We start from the raw sequence: 17,218 nt of genomic DNA, 5'->3' as shown, positions 1-17,218 counted from the left end.
CGGGGACGCCGACCGTCCACTCCTTCAAATCTGCTTCAAAGGGACAACGGCCGGGGGTCGCCGATGGTGCCGCGCCCCTCCGAGGAATTGCGCGAATTGTGATCACCCGCTCACGCAGCGCAAAAGCATGGCGTCCTTGTGCGCCCCCGAGCAGAATCGGCCGATGGAACCCGTCACGCTCACGACCGACCGTCTCCTCCTGCGCGCCGTCGGCCCGCAGGACACCGACGTCGTGTATTCCGCCGCCCAGGACCCCGAGATCCAGCGCTGGACGACGATCCCCTCGCCCTACCTCCTGGAGCACGCGCAGAGTTTCACCGAGCAACTGGTCCCGGAGGGCTGGGAGCACGGTTCGATGTTCACCTTCGGTGTCTTTCTCCCCGAAGGTGAGTTGGTGGGCATGCTCGCCATCACGATGCGCTCCCTGGGCGTCGGCGAGGTCGGCTTCTGGGCCACGAAGGAACACCGCGGCAACGGCTACATCACCGAGGCCACCGTCGCCGTCTCCCGCTGGGCCTTCACCCGCATGTCGATCGACCGCGTGGAATGGCGCGCGGAGGTCGGCAACAAGGGCTCCCGCGCGGTGGCCGAACACGCCGGTTTCACCATCGAGGGCACGCTCCGCTCCGCGATCAACAACAAGGGCGTACGACGGGACTGCTGGGTCGGCTCCCTGCTCCCGTCGGACCTGGGCCTGCCGTCGACCGCGCCGTACCTGCCCACCCAGCCGTAGCGCAGCCGTAGCGGGACGAATCCCCAGCTCAGCCCGCGTTGTCAGTGCCACCCTCTATCGTGCGGAGACATGACGAGTGCCCCGCGCCCCACGACCGACCTGTCGGCAGACGACGCCCGCCGCATCGCCCTGCGTGCCCAGGGTTTCCTCGGCGCCCCCGACCGCCGCGGGGGCGTGCGCGGCGTGCTCCGCCATCTCGGCGCGGTCCAGCTCGACACCATCTCGGTCCTCGCCCGCTCCCACGAACTGATCCCGTACGCCCGCCTCGGCGCCGTCCCCCGCAGGACGGTCGAGGACGCGTACTGGACCCAGACGCACGCCTTCGAGTACTGGTCCCACGCCGCGTGCATCCTCCCCGTGGAGGAGTGGCCCCACTTCGCGTTCCGCCGCCGCGCCTACCGGAGCCGCCCGCACTGGAACCACGACCTCCCCGACGGCACCTACGACCAGGTCATCAAGCAGCTCCGCGCCGAAGGCCCGCTCACCTCGACGGAGTTGGGCGGCGCCAAGCGCACCAGCGAGTGGTGGGACTGGTCCGGCGCCAAGGTCGCTGTCGAGCGCGCCCTCATGTACGGCGAGGTGGTGTGCGTGGAGCGCCGCGGCTGGAAGCGGGTGTACGACCTCGCCGAGCGCGCGATCCCGCAGGCGCTGCTGCACGACGAGCTGGATGACACGGAGTGCCTCCGCCGGCTGGTCGCCCTGGCGGGCCAGTCCTTGGGCGTCGGCACGCGCGCGGACATCGCCGACTACCACCGCCTCAAGGGCGAGCAGGTCGACGCGGTGATCGCCGACTCGGGCCTGGTCCCGGTCACGGTCGAGGGCTGGGCCAAGCCCGCCTGGGCCGACCCGGCGGCCCTGGAGACACCCCCGCGCGGCCGCCACCGCACGACACTCCTGTCCCCGTTCGACTCCCTGATCTGGGAGCGGGCCCGCACGGAGCGCATCTTCGGCTTCACCCACCGTCTGGAGGCCTACGTCCCCAAGCCCAAGCGGATCTACGGCTACTTCGCGATGCCGGTGCTCGCGGGAGGCCGGCTGGTCGGTCGCGTCGACCCCGCGCGCGAGGGCCGCACCCTGGTGGCCAAGCAGGTCACCCTGGACGGCGCGAAGGCCGTCCCGTCCGTGGCCCAGGCCCTGGTCGAGGCCGCGAGCTGGGTGGACTGCACGGACGTACGCGTGGAGCGGGTCGCCGCCCCCGAGCTGCGCGCCCCCCTCGCCAGAGAACTGGTCCGTCTCCTGGCCTGAGGGACACCTGCCCCGAGGGTCAGCGGATCTCCAGGATCTTCTCCCGCATCGCGTAGACGACCGCCTCCATCCTGGAGTGCAGCTGCAGCTTCTCCAGGATGTTGCGCACATGGTTCTTCACGGTGTTCTCGGAGATGAACAACTGCTTGGCGATATCGCGGTTGTTCATTCCGGTGGCGACGAGTTTGAGAACCTCCAGCTCACGGTCGGTGAGCCGGGGTGCGGGCACCAGCCGGCGCTCGTCGGTGCGCTGGATCATCGACTTGAACTCGGTGAGCAGTTTCGACGCCATGGAGGGGCTGATCTGTGACTGTCCGTCGGCCACGGCGCGAATGGCGGTGGCCACTTCGTCGGTCGAGATCTCCTTGAGGAGATAACCCGTCGCGCCCGCCTTGATCGCGTCGTAGAGATCGGCCTCTTCGTCGCTGATCGTGAGCATGATGATTTTCGCGCTGGGCGCCACCTCCTTGATGGAGGTGCACGCCTCGATCCCGCCCCGCTTCGGCATCCGTACGTCCATCAGGACGATGTCCGGCAGCAGATCCGCGGCCTTGTCCACGGCTTCGGCGCCGTCGCCCGCCTCGCCGACGACCTGGATGTCCTCCTCGGCCGCCAGCACGATCTCCAGGCCGCGGCGGAAGAGGGCGTGGTCGTCCACGACAAGGACTCTGATCGGCTCCTTGCGTGTCGAGCCCGCTTCCGGGCCCATGCCGACGACGCCGCCGTCGGCATCCCCGACATGCATCGGTCCGAAGCTGTCCGCCATCGTTCCTCCCCCTGAAGGCTGTGGCCTGTGGTCCTGTGCCATCGCCAACCCAAGGCAGCGGCCCACCGGTTGGGCCTGTACGGCCATGATTCCATGCCCGGACGACAGTGCGGTCACGGAGCGGGGCGCGAAGTGGTCGCACACCGGTGCCCCTGGGGGCGCACACGCGCTCCAGGGGCACCGGCTCAACTGTCTGCCGGGTGGGTCAGCCGCCCAGCGTGCCGCCGGCCGCCGGCGGTTGCGCCTGCGTGACCATCGGGTCCGTGCTGAGGTGGATGACGCCGTAGTCGTAGGCGTGCCGTCGGTAGACGACGCTCGGTTCCTTGGTCTCGGAGTCGACGAACAGGTAGAAGTCGTGTCCGACCAGTTCCATCTCGTAGAGCGCCTGGTCGAGGGACATCGGAGAGGCGACGTGGGTCTTCTCGCGGACGACGAGGGGGCCTTCGCCCTTGACCTCCAGCGAGCCGATCTTCTTGGTGGGCACACCGTCCGACTGCTCGTCCGGGACGGCATGGCCGTTGCCGTTGAGCGTCGCGGCGCCCGGGACGTGGTCGGGGACCTCGGCGGCGGTGAGCCGACGGGCGCCGCGTCGCGTGTTGCGCTTGTCGTGCTGCTTGCGCAGCCGGGCATCCAGCTTCTCCGCCGCGAGGTCGAGCGCCGCGTACGGATCGTTGGCCGATGCCTCCGCCCGGATCACCGGACCGCGAGAGCGGAGCGTGATCTCCACTCGGTCACAGCGGTCGGCCTGTCGGGGGTTCGGCTCCTTGGACACCTCCACGTCGAGGCTGATCACCTTGCCGTCGAGCTTCTGGATCTTCTCCAGCTTCAGCTTCTCGGCCACGTGCTTGCGGAACCGCTCGGGCACCTCGGTCTTGCGGCCCTTGACGACGATGTCCACGCAGAACTCCGTTCCCGGATCGCTCCGCTTCGCTGCGGAGCGTCTCCCTTTCGCACCAGGCTCCGGTCACCCCGGAACCTCGGACTCGGTGACTTCCACCTCCTCCTCCCCCATGGGCAAGATCTCCACCCCATGGCCGCGGGTGATTGCAGAAAACCCGCAGCACGGCATTCGGATAGGAGAGGTGCGGCCTGCGCCTTTCTCTCACAACCGAACATATCTCGCCCGGACGGATGTCGTCACCCTCTACCGCCGCGTACCTCCGTTCAGGTGAATTGACCCTGTCATTACCTGCAACGACGCAAGTTCACGGTCAGTTCCGGTTTATTTCGAAGGAATCCGGCGACGCCGCGATCACTGCGGCGCAGATCAGGTCAGCGGGACCGTTCACCCTCACGATTCCCGGTGCACTGAGTGCCATGTCCCTCCCGTTCTCCATTGATCTGCCGTTTGATCTGTCGATGTGTTCCTCTCTGCCTTCCCTGGCCACACGCGCATACACAGCGCCGGTTGCGCCAACTTCTCCGCCGCCCGTGATCGCCTCCCGCACGGCACGCGCCGCCTCCCTCAAGGAGGCCCCGGTCGTCATCAGGTCATCGACGAGCACCACCGGACCTCCGACGAGCAACCGCGCACCACCCGCGACCACCTCCAGCGCTCCGTCGAGATTCCCCATCCGCTCCCGTGAGTTGAGCCCCGACTGATCGGCGACCCAGCGCCGCTGCCGCAACACGGCCGCCACCCGGGCCGGCGTCCCGGTCCGCCGCAACTCCGTCGCCGCCGCGAGCGCGATCCGCCGGGCCGGATCATGCCCCCGAGCCCGCACGGTGCTACGCGCAGAAGGCACGGGGACAAGCAACACCGGCACCTGACCGTGACCGTGACTCCGGGACGGAACCCGACCGGCATCCACCCGCCACCCGCCTTGCGGCTGGCGATGCCCTGCCTGAACCTGCCCGACCTGAGCCTGGAGATGTCCTGCCCGAGCCTGCGCGGCTTCCGCAGCGTGGGCCTGCCGTGCCTGCGGCTGCCGTACCCGACCCTGCCCGCCCAGCACCTGATCTGCCTGATCCCGCCCACTCGGCGCCGCACCAAGCCCTGCGCCAGGCCCCGGAACCTCTGCCGCCGCCTGTCCCACCTCTCCCGTGCCAGACCCGGCCACCCCCGCCCCCGCGACCTGCCCACCTCCGGAGCCCGGATCCCCCGCATCCCACCCCAACCGTTCTGCCGCGCCCCGCGCCCAACCGCCCCTGTCGGCTTCCTCCCTCAGCTCCCCACATGCCTGCACCAAGCCCCCGCCCAGCCCTGCCACACCCCCGTCCATCATCAGCAAGCCCGCATCACGCCCCGCCACAGCTCCGTAGCCTCGCCCCCAGCCCTCCCGAAGCCCCACCCGCACAGCCCCCGCCAAAGCCGCCCCCAACGCCCCCGCAAGCCCCAGCGCACCCCGTTCCTTATGAGCGAGGAGCACCGCCCTCACCTCGTCCGCGTAGGGAGCCGCCGCGTACGTCGCCGGCAGCCCCGGCGGCTCGGGCATCGGTCGCACCCGGCTCGGTACGGCCCCGTTCAGGGCGGCACGGCACTCAGGGCAGAGCACCGTGCGAGGCCAGCCGCAGCCTCCGCACTCGGCCGGCAGCACCAGATCCGTGAGGTCCCGCCACCACCCCCGCATGCCCACCACTGTGCCAACGCCCCGACCGACCGGCCACCCCTGTGGACAACGGCCTGTGGACAACTCCGCGCAACCGTCAACGACCGTCACCCACACGAGTGCAAGGCCACCCCGGAACACGCGAACGGCCGCCCCCAACCGAGCCTCGGCCCGACCGGAGACGGCCACTTTCAGTCCGCCACCTCAATGCCTCGACGCGTTGACGCGCCGACACGTCACCCCGGATAGACCGGCGCCGACCCCGTCTTGACGACCTTCTGCCACTGCGCCCCGCTGGACAGCCGTACGATCCCGTCCTCCGAGTAGGCCACCAGCGGCAGCTTGTCGTCCTCGGACGCGGCGATCTCCTTCACCCCGGTCAGGGCCGCGGGCGCCGGGCCCTCGGGCGTGGAGCCGTCGACCTGGACGTACCGCATCTGCACCACGCCCTCGTGCTCGCGCCCCACCACCACGAGCCGGCTGTCCCCGGCCCAAGACATGGCCGTGATCTCCTCCAAGTCCGGGGTGACGGACCGCAGTTCGAGGACCGAGACCACCGGTGTCTCCCCCGCCGATCCCGTCCGCTGGATCCGCCCGACGAGCAGGGACCGCTTGCCGTTCTTCTCCACGACGAGCGCGATCCGCACCCCGTCGGCGGCCACCCGCACCGATTCGATACGGCCGTCAAGACCCGGCATCTCCACCGCTATCGGCTGTCCCGCGCCCTTCTGCAGCAGGAGCAGCCGGGGCTTCTCCGGGTCCCGGTCGGCCACCCAGAGGTCGCCCTGTGCGTCCCAGCTGGGAGCCGTCAGCCGGTCGGCCTCCGTCTTGCCCTGGCTGGTCAGCACGGGGTCCCCGAGCGAGGCACCGGACACCATCGACCCGACGTAGAGCGACTTCCCGTCGAGGCCGACCCCGGCTCCGGTCTCCTCGTCGCGCGACACCGCCACCGACCGCAGCTGCTTCTCGCCCTCCCCCAGCGCGCCCGGCACCGGATCGGCGCGCGTGCCGCCGCTGGACATCCGCACCACGCGGTGCTTGTCGTCGAGGAAGTACAGATACTCGGGCCGGTTCACGGCACCGTGTGCCGCGAGGGTGTCCGCGTTGCCCTCGTTGTAGACGCACAACTGCGCGCCGTTGGCTGCCTGCAGCTCGACCTTGTCCACCGTGGGGGTCATGGTCCGGAGCGTGAAGAGGATCTGCGTGGCCATCTCGTTGCACCGGGCCAGCCCCACCCGCGAGGCCCTCTGGTTCAACGGGACGGTCAGCTTGTTCTGGTCGTCGGGCGTCAGCGAGGTGACACCCTTCCGCAGCGCCGTCCCGGTGGGGAAACTCGACCTGACCACGGGCCCGAGCCAACTGGTGGGCCCGTTCAGGAGCGACCGCACCATCTGCGTCATGGGGTCCACCCGCCGCCGTACGAACACGGGGTCGGCGACCGCGATCGGCTGGGAGCTCGTCCCTGCCGTCGTGTTCGACGCGAAGTAGTACTTGTTGACCGACATGTAGTTGCGCTGGAAGTCCGACTCACCCATGACGACGCCCTGCGGCAGGTCGTCGATACGCCACTGGCCGCTCTTCGCGTCCTTCGTCAGATGTACGGCCTTGCTGTACTTCCCGTCCGCCGGGGCATACGCCTGCTGGGAGTCCACCGTGGCGACCCGGTCGCCGGTCAGGGTGTACGTGAAGGTGCCGGTGTCCTCCCGGCCGACCGGGGGACGGACGGCCTCCGTGCTCGGCCCGTCGGCGAGCACCGTGGTGGACAACTCGGGCTGCCAGTTCCGCGCGGCCTTGGCGGACAGGTACATGCGCGCCGTCTTGTAGTTCGGATCGTCGCTGGTCAGCGCCTCCAGGAAGCCCTGCACGATCTCTCCCTGCGACGCGTCCTCCCGGGGCGGCATCGCGAAAACGCGCACCTGGGTGTCCTGTCGGGGCGTCGACTCGACCCCCCGGAGATCCCCGCTGTCGGGCATCGAGGCACAACCCGCCAGCACTACGACGCCCATCGCGACGTACGCCGCCGCGCGTGCCGGCTTCCGCCGGGCGCCCCCCGCGCGGTCAGCGCCCACGAGATGCCTCCCCCTGCTTGTTCGATTCCTCCGGTACGCCGGCCGGGTCCGTGCTGCCCGCGGCCTCGCTCCGGGCCGGCTCCGCGGGCGACCGGTCCTCCTGCCGCCGGGTGCCGCCGGTCGGCCGGGGAACCACGCGCGCACCGTTGCCGGGCAGCGCCGTCGGGTCCGCCGTGGCAGTCGTGGCGCCCATCCTCGGGGCGATCGGGGTCCGCGCGGATATCGGCGCCCCCTGGTCGCCCATCGGCTGCACGGGGACCGTCGCGCGCTTGTCACCGCCCCCACTCGCCAGACCGGCGTCATTAAGTCCACGATTACGGCGTGAGTCCTTGGGTTCCAGGGGTATCGGCGAGCCCCGTAGCGGTTCGTCCGCGGTCCGCGGCAGCGTCAGCCGGAACTGCGAACCGCCGCCCGGCTCCCCCCACGCCTGCAGCCAGCCGCCGTGCAGTCGCGCGTCCTCCAGGGCGATGGACAGCCCCAGTCCCGTACCGCCGGTGGTACGCGCGCGTGCCGGGTCCGCCCGCCAGAAGCGGCTGAACACCCGGGTGGCCTCACCGGGCTTGAGCCCGACTCCGTAGTCGCGCACCGCGATGGCGACCGCCCCGCCCGCGGTGGCGAGCTTGACTATGACGTCCTTGCCGTCGCCGTGCTCCACGGCGTTGACGACGAGATTGCGCAGCACCCGCTCCACCCGCCGGGCATCCGCCTCGGCCACCACGGGCTGCTGGTCGCCGACGACGCGTATCTGCGTGCCCTTGCGCTCGGCGAGCGGCTCGGCGCCGCTGAGGACCCGCCGTACGACCTCTCTGAGGTCTATCGGCTCGGCCTCCAGGGCTGCCGCGCCCGCGTCGAAGCGGCTGATCTCCAGCAGGTCCGCGAGCAGCGTCTCGAACCGGTCCAGCTGGTCGGCCAGCAGTTCGGCCGACCGCGCGGTCATCGGATCGAAGTCCACGCGCGCGTCATGGATGACATCGGCCGCCATCCGTACGGTCGTCAGCGGCGTCCGCAGCTCGTGCGAGACGTCGGACACGAACCGCCGCTGCATCCGCGACAGGTCCTCCAGCTGCTGGATCTTCAGCTGGAGGTTCTGCGCCATCTTGTTGAAGGCCTCGCCGAGCCGCGCGATGTCATCCTCACCGGTGACCTTCATGCGCTCCTGTAGGCGCCCGGCGGACAGCCGCTCGGCGATCCCGGCAGCCATCCGCACCGGCGTGACAACCTGCCGCACGACGAGCCAGGCGATGGCCCCCAGGAGTACGACGACGAAGAGCCCGGCGGTGGCAAGGGTCCCCTTGACCAGGCTGAGCGACTTCTCCTCCTGGGTGAGCGGGAAGAGGTAGTACAGCTGGTAGGGATCGCCGTTCGGGTCGTTGACCTGCTTGCCCACGACCAGCGCCGGCTGGGACTCCTTGCCGTTGCTGTAGATGATGCGGGTGTAGCTCTGGGCCGCCGTCGTACGGTCGTTGACCCGCGCGCGCAGGTCCTCGGGCACGCTCGCGGACGGGTCGACGTACCCGGAGCCGCGCGGGCTGCGTCCGCTGCCGCTGTCCATGCCCGCGGGCAGTGTCACCACGTCGAAGGCGCCCTGGCCGCCGCTGGACAACGACGACACGAGGTCGCTCATCCAGGAGATGACGTTCTGGGAGGAACCGTCGTCGGTCGCGGAACCGTCGGCGGCGGCACCGCTGCCCGCCTCGTCGGCCCGCTGCTTGGCCACGGCGAAACCGCCCGTGGCCTGGCTCTGCGAGGCCTTCACCTTGGCGTCCAGCAGGCCGTTGCGCACTTGGCCGATGACGACGAAGCCCAGCAGCAGGACGACGCCCAGCGACATCAACAGGGTCGTGACGACGACCTTGAGCTGGATGTTGCGCCGCCACAGCCGCATGACCGGCAGCAGCGGCCGGCGCACCCAGCGCATGAACAGGCGGAGGACCGGGCTGCCCTGGACGCCGCCCTGCAGCAGCACGCCCTCCCACAGGCGTCCCCAGCGGGAGCCCGCCGACGTCCGGCCGACAGGCCGCCCCGCGCGGGCCCCGGACCCCCCGGGCGCCGAAGCGGCACTGTCCCTGGACATGTCAGCTCGGTCCCGCCTTGTAACCAACCCCGCGGACGGTCACCACGATCTCCGGCCGCTCCGGGTCCTTCTCGACCTTGGAACGCAGCCGCTGGACATGCACGTTCACCAGCCGGGTGTCCGCCGCGTGCCGGTAGCCCCAGACCTGCTCCAGGAGCACCTCACGCGTGAACACCTGCCACGGCTTACGGGCCAGCGCGACCAGCAGGTCGAACTCCAGCGGCGTCAGCGCGATCGACTGCCCGTCCCGCTTCACGGAGTGACCGGCCACGTCGATGACCAGATCGCCTATGGCGAGCTGCTCGGGCGCCGGTTCCTCCGACCTCCGTAGCCGCGCCCGGATCCGGGCGACCAGCTCCTTCGGCTTGAACGGCTTCACGATGTAGTCGTCAGCGCCCGACTCCAGGCCCACCACGACATCGACGGTGTCGCTCTTAGCCGTGAGCATCACGATCGGCACCCCGGACTCCGCCCTGATCAGGCGGCACACCTCGATACCGTCCCGTCCGGGCAGCATCAGGTCCAGGAGCACCAGGTCGGGCTTGCTCTCACGGAAAGCGGCCAGCGCCTTGTCGCCGTCGGCTACGAAAGACGGCTCAAAACCTTCACCACGCAACACAATGCCGAGCATCTCGGCCAGTGCGGTGTCGTCATCGACGACAAGGACTCGTCCCTTCATAAACGACATCATCCCATTAACTAAATCGTTACCTGTCGTGACCTGTCACACAGCTCTGCCAGCGCCTCCGCCGTCACGGGCGAAACAGCGCCTTCTTCGGTGACGATCGCCGTCACCAGCTCGGGAGGCGTCACGTCGAACGCCGGGTTGTACGCCTGGGTCCCCAGCGGTGCCACCGGAATCCCGCCTCCCGCTCCCGACACCGTCACTTGGGGTGACGTGATCTCCGTCACTTCGAAGCCGGGGCGCTGCTCCACCTCGATAGACGCCCCGTCCGGCGTGTCCATATCCACCGTCGTCACCGGCGCCACCACGATGAACGGCACATGGTGATACCGGGCGAGCACGGCGAGCGGATAGCTCCCCACCTTGTTCGCCACCGAACCGTCGGCGGCGATCCGGTCCGCCCCGATCAGTACCGCGTCCACCTCCCCGGCCGCGAACAAAGAGCCCGCCGCGTTGTCCGTGAGCAAGGTGTACGCCATTCCGTTGCGTGCCGCCTCATACGCCGTCAGGCGAGCACCTTGCAGCAACGGACGCGTTTCGTCCACCCACAGCCGCCTCAGCCGCCCGTCCCGGTGCGCCGCGAGCGCCACCGCGAAGGCCGTGCCCTCGCCGCCCGACACCAGCGCCCCGGTGTTGCAGTGGGTCAGAATCCGGTGCCCACCGCCCGGCAGCAGCTCATCCAGCAGGACCAGCCCGTGCGCGGCCATCCGCGCGCTGGCCTCGGCGTCCTCCCGGTGCAACCGCCGCGCCGCAGCCAACGCGGCCCCCGCCGCCAGCTCGGCACCGCCTCCCTCGGCGAGCGCGGCCCGGTGCGCGGCCTGGGCCCTGCGCACGCCGACGGAGAGGTTCACCGCGGTGGGCCGGGCGCCCGCCAGCGCGATCGCGGCCTCGTCCACGTCGAAGCCCCGCGCGGCGGCGAGCGCGACGCCGTACGCCCCCGCGATGCCGAGCAGCGGCGCACCGCGCACCGCCAGCGAGCGGATCGCGTCCACCAGCGCGGACGCGTCCGTGCACACCAGCTCGACCTCCTCGGCGGGCAGTCTCGTCTGGTCGAGCAGGACCAGCACAGGTCCCTCGGGGGGCTCGTCCCAACGGATAGCGGGTATCTCGGTCGGCCGGCCGTCCTCGCCGGATTCCGCGTACTGATCAGCCATGCGGTCAGTCTGCCCCGTATCCGGCGGACAATTGAAGGTGTGCAGCCCATACCGCGGCCGGTCACCGCTCGACCACCCCATGGCACGATGGCTGCCAACCTGCCGCCGCGCCCGCGGACGGGCACCGTGAAGGAGCGACGATGAACGACACTCCGGGCTGGGCCTCGCCCGGATCCGCCCCGCCCGACGGGCCCGAGCCCGGCGCGTCCGGTCCCGCCGAGCCGGCCGACGGCCCCGGTACCGCACAGCCCGCGGACCAGCAGGGCACGGACCCCTCGGGCTCCGGCCCGCAGTGGTCCAAGGAGCAGCCGCCACCCGCCCAGTGGTCCGCGCCCACCGGCGCTCCGGGCCAGGGCCAGGCACCGCCTCCCCCACCGCCGGGCCCGGGCTGGGGCGGCGGCCACCCCGGCGGCCCGGCCAGCCCCGGAGGCCCTGGGGGATACGGCGGCTACGGAGGTTACGGCGGTCCTGGCGGCAACGGCGGGCCCGGCGGCTGGGGAACCGGCTGGGGCGGCCCCCCGCCCGCGGCCAAGCCCGGCGTGATCCCGCTCCGCCCGCTCGGCGTGGGCGAGATCCTCGACGGCGCCGTCTCCACCATGCGCACCTACTGGCGCACGGTCCTGGGCATCTCGCTCACCGTCGCCGTCGTCATGCAGACCGTCGTCGTCCTCGTCCAGGGCTTCGCCTTCAACGACCTCGCCAGCACCCAGGCCCTCGACGACCCGAACGCCAGCGCCTCCGAAGTGACCCGCGCCATGAGCGAGGCCTTCCTCAGTACCGGCGTCGTCTACCTGGTCGTCCTCATCGGCACCGTCGTCGCCACCGCCCTGCTCACCTCGGTCACCAGCCGCGCCGTACTCGGCAAGCCGGTCACCGCCGGAGAGGCCTGGCGCGACGCGCGCCCCCAGGTGCTCAAGCTGTTCGGCCTGATCTGCCTGCTGATCCTCATGGCCGTCGTCCTGATCGGCGTCCCCACCGTGCCGGGCATCATCGTGGCCGTCACCGGGTCGCAGGACGGAGGGATCGCGCTCGCCGTCCTCGGTGGTCTCGCCGGCTGCGTCGTCACCCTCTGGCTGGCGATCCGCTTCTCCCTGGCCTCGCCCGCGCTCATGCTGGAGAAGCAGGGCATCATCAAGTCGATGAGCCGCTCCGCGAAGCTGGTGCGCGGCTCCTGGTGGCGGATCTTCGGCATCCAGCTGCTCGCCCAGATCATCGCGAGCATCCTGTCGTCCATCCTCGTCATCCCGTTCGCCTTCATCGCCGGGCTGTTCAGCGGCGACGGCCTCAGCGGTCTCGTCGACGGCACCGGCGGCCTCGGCTGGACGTTCCTCATCATCAGCGGCCTCGGCTCGGTGATCGGCCGCATGATCGCGTTCCCGATCACGGCGGGCGTCACCGTGCTCCTGTACATCGACCAGCGCATCCGCCGCGAGGCCCTCGACCTCGACCTGGCCCGCGCCGCCGGCGTCCAGGACTACGACACCGCCGCCCCCGGCCCCACTCCGGGGAGTTGATGCGGTGAGCCTCGCGGGGGGAGTTCTCACAGCGGTACCCACGGCGCTGCCGCGTGCCGTCGAATCGACCGCGGGGGCACTGCTGCGCGCCCACGGCACAGTCGTACGGTCATCAGCCCTCTCGGGCGACGAGCCGCCGGTGACGATCCCGCGCGACCCCGCGCGGGAGGCGGCCCGGCGTGAACTGTCCAAGCAGATGTACCACGAGAACGACCCCAGCCTGGTGCAGCGGGCCCTGGACGCCATCTGGGACTGGATCGACAAACTGTTCGGCAGCGCATCGGAGGCGGCACCCGGCGGCACGCTCGGCCTGGTCGTCGTCATCCTGGCCGTCCTCGTCGTCGTCGCCGCCCTGTGGTGGCGCCTCGGCACCCCGCACCGCCAACCCGTCTCCGCCGCCGCCCTGTTCGAGGACGGCCCCCGCAGCGCCGCCGAGCACCGCGCGGCCGCCGAGGCGCACGCCGCCCAGGGACACTGGAACCCCGCCGTGCAGGAACGCATGCGTGCCATCGTCCGCGCCCTGGAGGAACGGGCCCTGCTCGACGCCCGCCCCGGCCGCACAGCCGACGAAGCGGTCGCGGAAGCCGGCCGCGCACTGCCCTCGCACACGGCCGAACTCCGCGCCGCCGCCGCACACTTCGACGATGTGACATACGGCGGACGCGTCGCGAGCGAGCAGTCGTACCGCCGCATCGCCGACCTCGACCGCGGCCTGGAGCGCACCAGGCCCGTCCTCACGAGCAGCGCCCACAGCACGGCCCACCAGACCAGCCAGGGGGCCGCCGAATGACCGCGGAGGCCACGCTTCCCGCCACCTCGGCCTCGCCGACCGCCCGCCAGGTATGGACCCGCGCGCGGGGCATCCTCCTCGCCCTCGTGATCCTCCTGGCTGCCGCCGTGGCGATCGCCGCGATCCGCTCCGGCGCCCGGCACGGCGACCTCGACCCGCGCTCCGCCGACCCCTACGGCAGCCGTGCCGTCGCCGAACTCCTCGGCGACCGGGGCGTGTCCACGCGCGTGGTCACCACCCTGGCCCAGGCCCGCGCCGCGGCCGGCCCGGACACCACCCTCCTCGTCGCCGTCCCCGACCTGCTGACCAAGCGTCAACAGTCCGGCCTGCACTCGGCGTTCGCGAACTCCGGCAGCCGTTCGGTCCTCGTCGCCCCGGGTCCCGCGTCCCTGCCCCGGCTCGCCCCCGAGCTCACCGCGGACGCCGGAACCAGTTTCGACACACTGCTGTCCCCCGACTGCTCCCTGCCCGCCGCCCAGCGCGCGGGCGACGCGGAAACCGGCGCCTACAGGTACACGACCACAGCCGCCGACGCCGACGAGTGCTACACCAGCAACGGCATGCCGACCCTGCTCCGGCTCCCGGACGCGTCCGGGAGCGGCGACACCGTCGTCATCGGCTCGCCCGACATCTTCTTCAACAAGCGTCTCGACAAGCAGGGCAACGCCTCGCTCGCCCTCCAACTCCTCGGCTCCCGCCCCCATCTGGTCTGGTACCTCCCCTCGCTGTCCGACACCTCGGCCACCGACTCCGGCAGCCAGAGCTTCTTCGACCTGCTCCCCTCGGGCTGGCTCTGGGGCACCCTGCAGCTGTTCATCGCCGCAGGCCTGGCCGCCCTGTGGCGGGCACGCCGACTGGGCCCCCTGGTACCCGAGAAACTCCCCGTGGCGATCCGCGCCTCCGAAGCCGTCGAAGGCCGCGCCCGCCTCTACCGCAAGGCCAACGCCCGCGACCGCGCGGCCAACGTCCTGCGCTCCACCACCCGCACTCGCCTCGCCCCCCTCGTAGGCGTCCCCGTCTCCCAGGCGCACGCGCCCGAAGCCCTGCTCCCCGCGCTCTCCGCCCACCTCCACGGCGACGGACAGACCCTGCACGCCCTCCTCTTCGGCCCGCCGCCCAGCGACGACACGGCCCTCATCGCACTTGCCGACCAACTCGACGCCCTCGAAAGAGAGGTACGCCGTTCATGATGGACCCGACCACTGACAACGCCGGGACCACGGGGAATCCGGACGCCGCCCGGGCCTCCCTCGAATCCCTGCGAGCCGAGATCGCCAAAGCCGTGGTCGGCCAGGACCCCGCCGTGACCGGCCTCGTCGTCGCCCTCCTCTGCCGCGGACACGTTCTCCTAGAAGGAGTCCCTGGAGTAGCCAAAACGTTGCTCGTCCGCGCCCTCGCATCCGCGCTCGAACTCGACACCAAGCGCATCCAGTTCACCCCGGACCTGATGCCGAGCGACGTCACCGGCTCCCTGGTCTACGACACGCGCTCCGCCGAGTTCCGCTTCCAGCCCGGCCCGGTCTTCACCAACCTGCTCCTCGCGGACGAGATCAACCGCACCCCTCCGAAGACCCAGTCGTCCCTCCTGGAGGCCATGGAGGAACGCCAGGTCACGGTCGACGGCACCCCGCGCCCGCTCCCCGACCCGTTCCTGGTCGCCGCGACGCAGAACCCCGTCGAGTACGAGGGCACGTACCCCCTCCCCGAGGCCCAACTCGACCGCTTCCTCCTCAAACTGACGATCCCTCTCCCCTCCCGTCAGGACGAGATCGACGTCCTCACCCGCCACGCCGAGGGCTTCAACCCACGCGACCTGCACGCCGCCGGCCTGCGCCCCGTAGCGGGCCCCGCCGACCTCGAAGCAGCCCGCGCGGCCGTTGCCAAGACGACGATCTCCCTCGAAATCACCGCCTACGTAGTCGACATCTGCCGCGCCACCCGCGAATCGCCGTCCCTCACCCTCGGCGTGTCCCCACGCGGCGCCACCGCTCTCCTGGCCACCTCGCGCGCGTGGGCCTGGCTCACGGGCCGCGACTACGTCATCCCCGACGACGTGAAGGCCCTGGCACTCCCCACCCTCCGCCACCGCGTACAACTGCGCCCCGAGGCCGAGATGGAGGGCGTGACAGCGGACTCCGTGATCAACGCGATCCTCGCCCACGTCCCGGTCCCCCGCTGATGGCCCTCACCGGACGCGCCGCCCTCCTCGCAGCCCTGGGCTCCCTCCCCGTAGGCATCTGGGAACCCAGCTGGACGGGCATCCTGGCCGTCAACGCCCCCCTGGCGGTGGCCTGCGCCTGCGACTTCGCCCTGGCCGCCCCGGTACGCCACCTGAGCCTGACCCGCTCGGGCGACACCTCCGTACGCCTGGGCGAATCCGCCGACGTCACCCTGACGGTCACCAACCCGTCCCGCCGCCCGCTCCGAGCCCGCATCCGCGACGCCTGGCCCCCCAGCAGCTGGCTCCCCGGCACAGAATTCGCCGCATCCCGCCACCGCCTGACGGTCCCGCCCGGCGAACGCCGCCGCCTCACCACCCGCCTACGCCCCACCCGCCGCGGCGACCGCCACGCAGACCGAGTGACCATCCGTTCCTACGGCCCCCTCGGCCTCCTCACCCGCCAGGGCACTCACGCCGTCCCCTGGGCGGTACGCGTCCTGCCCCCCTTCACCAGCCGCAAGCACCTCCCCTCGAAACTCGCCCGCCTGCGCGAACTCGACGGCCGCACCAGCGTCCTGACCCGCGGCGAAGGCACGGAGTTCGACAGCCTGCGCGAATACGTCCCCGGCGACGACACCCGCTCCATCGACTGGCGCGCCACCGCCCGCCAGACCACGGTCGCGGTACGCACCTGGCGCCCCGAACGCGACCGCCACATCCTTCTCGTCCTCGACACCGGCCGCACATCGGCGGGCCGCGTCGGCGACGTTCCCCGTCTCGACGCCTCCATGGACGCCGCCCTGCTCCTCGCAGCCCTGGCATCCCGCGCCGGCGACCGCGTGGACCTGCTCGCCTACGACCGCCGGGTCCGCGCCCTCGTCCAGGGCCGCACGGCACGCGACGTACTCCCGTCCCTGGTCAACTCTATGGCGACCCTCGAACCGGAACTCGTCGAAACAGACGCCCGAGGGCTCGCAGCCACCGCGATCCGTACGGCACCCCGCCGCTCCCTGATCGTCCTGCTGACCAGCCTCGACACGGCCCCGGTCGAAGAGGGCCTGCTCCCCGTCCTCACGCAACTCACCCAGCGCCATACGGTTCTGGTGGCATCCGTGGCAGACCCCCACATCGCCCGCATGGCCACGGCCCGCGGAAACACGGAGGCGGTCTACGAGGCGGCGGCTGCGGCACGCGCCCAAACCGAACGAGACCGCACCGCGGAAAAACTCCGCCGGGCCGGCGTCACCATCGTCGACGCGACACCGGACGATCTCGCACCGGCATTGGCGGACGCGTATCTGGCTCTCAAGAGTGCGGGCCGTCTGTAATACGGCGGGGCCCTGCTTGAAAAGGCAGAGCCCTTTACAGAATCCAGGACTCCTTAAACGCAGAAAACCCCTGTACCGAATAAACGGTACAGGGGTTTTCGCAATATTTGTTCGGCGGCGTCCTACTCTCCCACAGGGTCCCCCCTGCAG

The 17,218-nt window shown here is 71.0% G+C and carries 14 protein-coding genes; 7 read left to right on the top strand and 7 right to left on the bottom strand.

What is annotated here, in order from left to right:
* Positions 1 to 163: 163 nt before the first annotated feature.
* Both ACGFY9_RS37825 and ACGFY9_RS37820 read left to right on the top strand, forming a co-directional pair.
* Positions 164 to 733 carry a GNAT family N-acetyltransferase gene (locus ACGFY9_RS37825; protein ID WP_393761952.1) on the top strand — a complete coding sequence of 190 codons (570 nt, stop codon included), beginning with the start codon at positions 164 to 166 and terminating at the stop codon, positions 731 to 733.
* 69 nt (positions 734 to 802) lie between these two features.
* Positions 803 to 1,978 carry a winged helix-turn-helix domain-containing protein gene (locus ACGFY9_RS37820; RefSeq protein WP_393761950.1) on the top strand — a complete coding sequence of 392 codons (1,176 nt, stop codon included), beginning with the start codon at positions 803 to 805 and terminating at the stop codon, positions 1,976 to 1,978.
* A 19-nt stretch (positions 1,979 to 1,997) separates the two neighbouring features.
* On the opposite strand, the gene ACGFY9_RS37815 is transcribed toward ACGFY9_RS37820, so the two are convergent.
* From ACGFY9_RS37815 to mtnA, 7 genes are all read right to left on the bottom strand, one after another.
* A complete protein-coding gene (locus ACGFY9_RS37815; protein ID WP_033287181.1) occupies positions 1,998 to 2,744 on the bottom strand; it encodes a response regulator transcription factor in 747 nt (248 codons plus the stop codon).
* A 205-nt stretch (positions 2,745 to 2,949) separates the two neighbouring features.
* A complete protein-coding gene (gene hpf / locus ACGFY9_RS37810; RefSeq protein ID WP_019056767.1) occupies positions 2,950 to 3,642 on the bottom strand; it encodes a ribosome hibernation-promoting factor, HPF/YfiA family in 693 nt (230 codons plus the stop codon).
* Between the two features lie 313 nt (positions 3,643 to 3,955).
* A complete protein-coding gene (locus ACGFY9_RS37805; RefSeq protein WP_393761948.1) occupies positions 3,956 to 4,699 on the bottom strand; it encodes a ComF family protein in 744 nt (247 codons plus the stop codon).
* Between the two features lie 830 nt (positions 4,700 to 5,529).
* A complete protein-coding gene (locus tag ACGFY9_RS37800; RefSeq protein WP_393761946.1) occupies positions 5,530 to 7,362 on the bottom strand; it encodes an LpqB family beta-propeller domain-containing protein in 1,833 nt (610 codons plus the stop codon).
* Positions 7,352 to 9,436 carry an MtrAB system histidine kinase MtrB gene (gene mtrB / locus ACGFY9_RS37795; RefSeq protein ID WP_393761944.1) on the bottom strand — a complete coding sequence of 695 codons (2,085 nt, stop codon included), beginning with the start codon at positions 9,434 to 9,436 and terminating at the stop codon, positions 7,352 to 7,354. The genes ACGFY9_RS37800 and mtrB overlap by 11 nt, the downstream gene beginning before the upstream one ends.
* A gap of 1 nt (position 9,437) precedes the next feature.
* Positions 9,438 to 10,127 carry a two-component system response regulator MtrA gene (gene mtrA / locus ACGFY9_RS37790; protein WP_187284748.1) on the bottom strand — a complete coding sequence of 230 codons (690 nt, stop codon included), beginning with the start codon at positions 10,125 to 10,127 and terminating at the stop codon, positions 9,438 to 9,440.
* Positions 10,128 to 10,135: 8 nt separating this feature from the next.
* Positions 10,136 to 11,275, bottom strand: coding sequence for an S-methyl-5-thioribose-1-phosphate isomerase (gene mtnA / locus ACGFY9_RS37785; protein ID WP_393761942.1), 1,140 nt, complete (start codon positions 11,273 to 11,275; stop codon positions 10,136 to 10,138).
* Between the two features lie 140 nt (positions 11,276 to 11,415).
* On the opposite strand from mtnA, the gene ACGFY9_RS37780 reads away from it, so the two are divergent.
* From ACGFY9_RS37780 to ACGFY9_RS37760, 5 genes are read left to right on the top strand one after another with little or no spacing between them, the layout of a single operon-like run.
* Positions 11,416 to 12,789: a hypothetical protein gene (locus ACGFY9_RS37780; RefSeq protein WP_393761940.1), complete on the top strand. Its 1,374-nt coding sequence runs from the start codon at positions 11,416 to 11,418 to the stop codon at positions 12,787 to 12,789.
* A gap of 4 nt (positions 12,790 to 12,793) precedes the next feature.
* Positions 12,794 to 13,579, top strand: a complete 786-nt coding sequence (locus ACGFY9_RS37775) for a DUF4129 domain-containing protein (RefSeq protein WP_393761938.1) — start codon at positions 12,794 to 12,796, stop codon at positions 13,577 to 13,579.
* A complete protein-coding gene (locus ACGFY9_RS37770) occupies positions 13,576 to 14,769 on the top strand; it encodes a DUF4350 domain-containing protein (RefSeq protein ID WP_393761936.1) in 1,194 nt (397 codons plus the stop codon). Before ACGFY9_RS37775 ends, ACGFY9_RS37770 begins: the two co-directional genes overlap by 4 nt.
* A complete protein-coding gene (locus ACGFY9_RS37765) occupies positions 14,769 to 15,758 on the top strand; it encodes an AAA family ATPase (RefSeq protein WP_393761934.1) in 990 nt (329 codons plus the stop codon). The genes ACGFY9_RS37770 and ACGFY9_RS37765 overlap by 1 nt, the downstream gene beginning before the upstream one ends.
* Positions 15,758 to 17,068 (top strand): DUF58 domain-containing protein, encoded by a 1,311-nt coding sequence (locus ACGFY9_RS37760; protein ID WP_393761933.1) that lies wholly within the window; start codon positions 15,758 to 15,760, stop codon positions 17,066 to 17,068. Before ACGFY9_RS37765 ends, ACGFY9_RS37760 begins: the two co-directional genes overlap by 1 nt.
* Positions 17,069 to 17,218 lie beyond the last annotated feature (150 nt).

The sequence above is a fragment of the Streptomyces sp. NPDC048504 genome (genome assembly GCF_043200035.1).
Lineage (GTDB): Bacteria > Actinomycetota > Actinomycetes > Streptomycetales > Streptomycetaceae > Streptomyces.
This window is presented reverse-complemented; position numbering and strand designations above follow the sequence as displayed.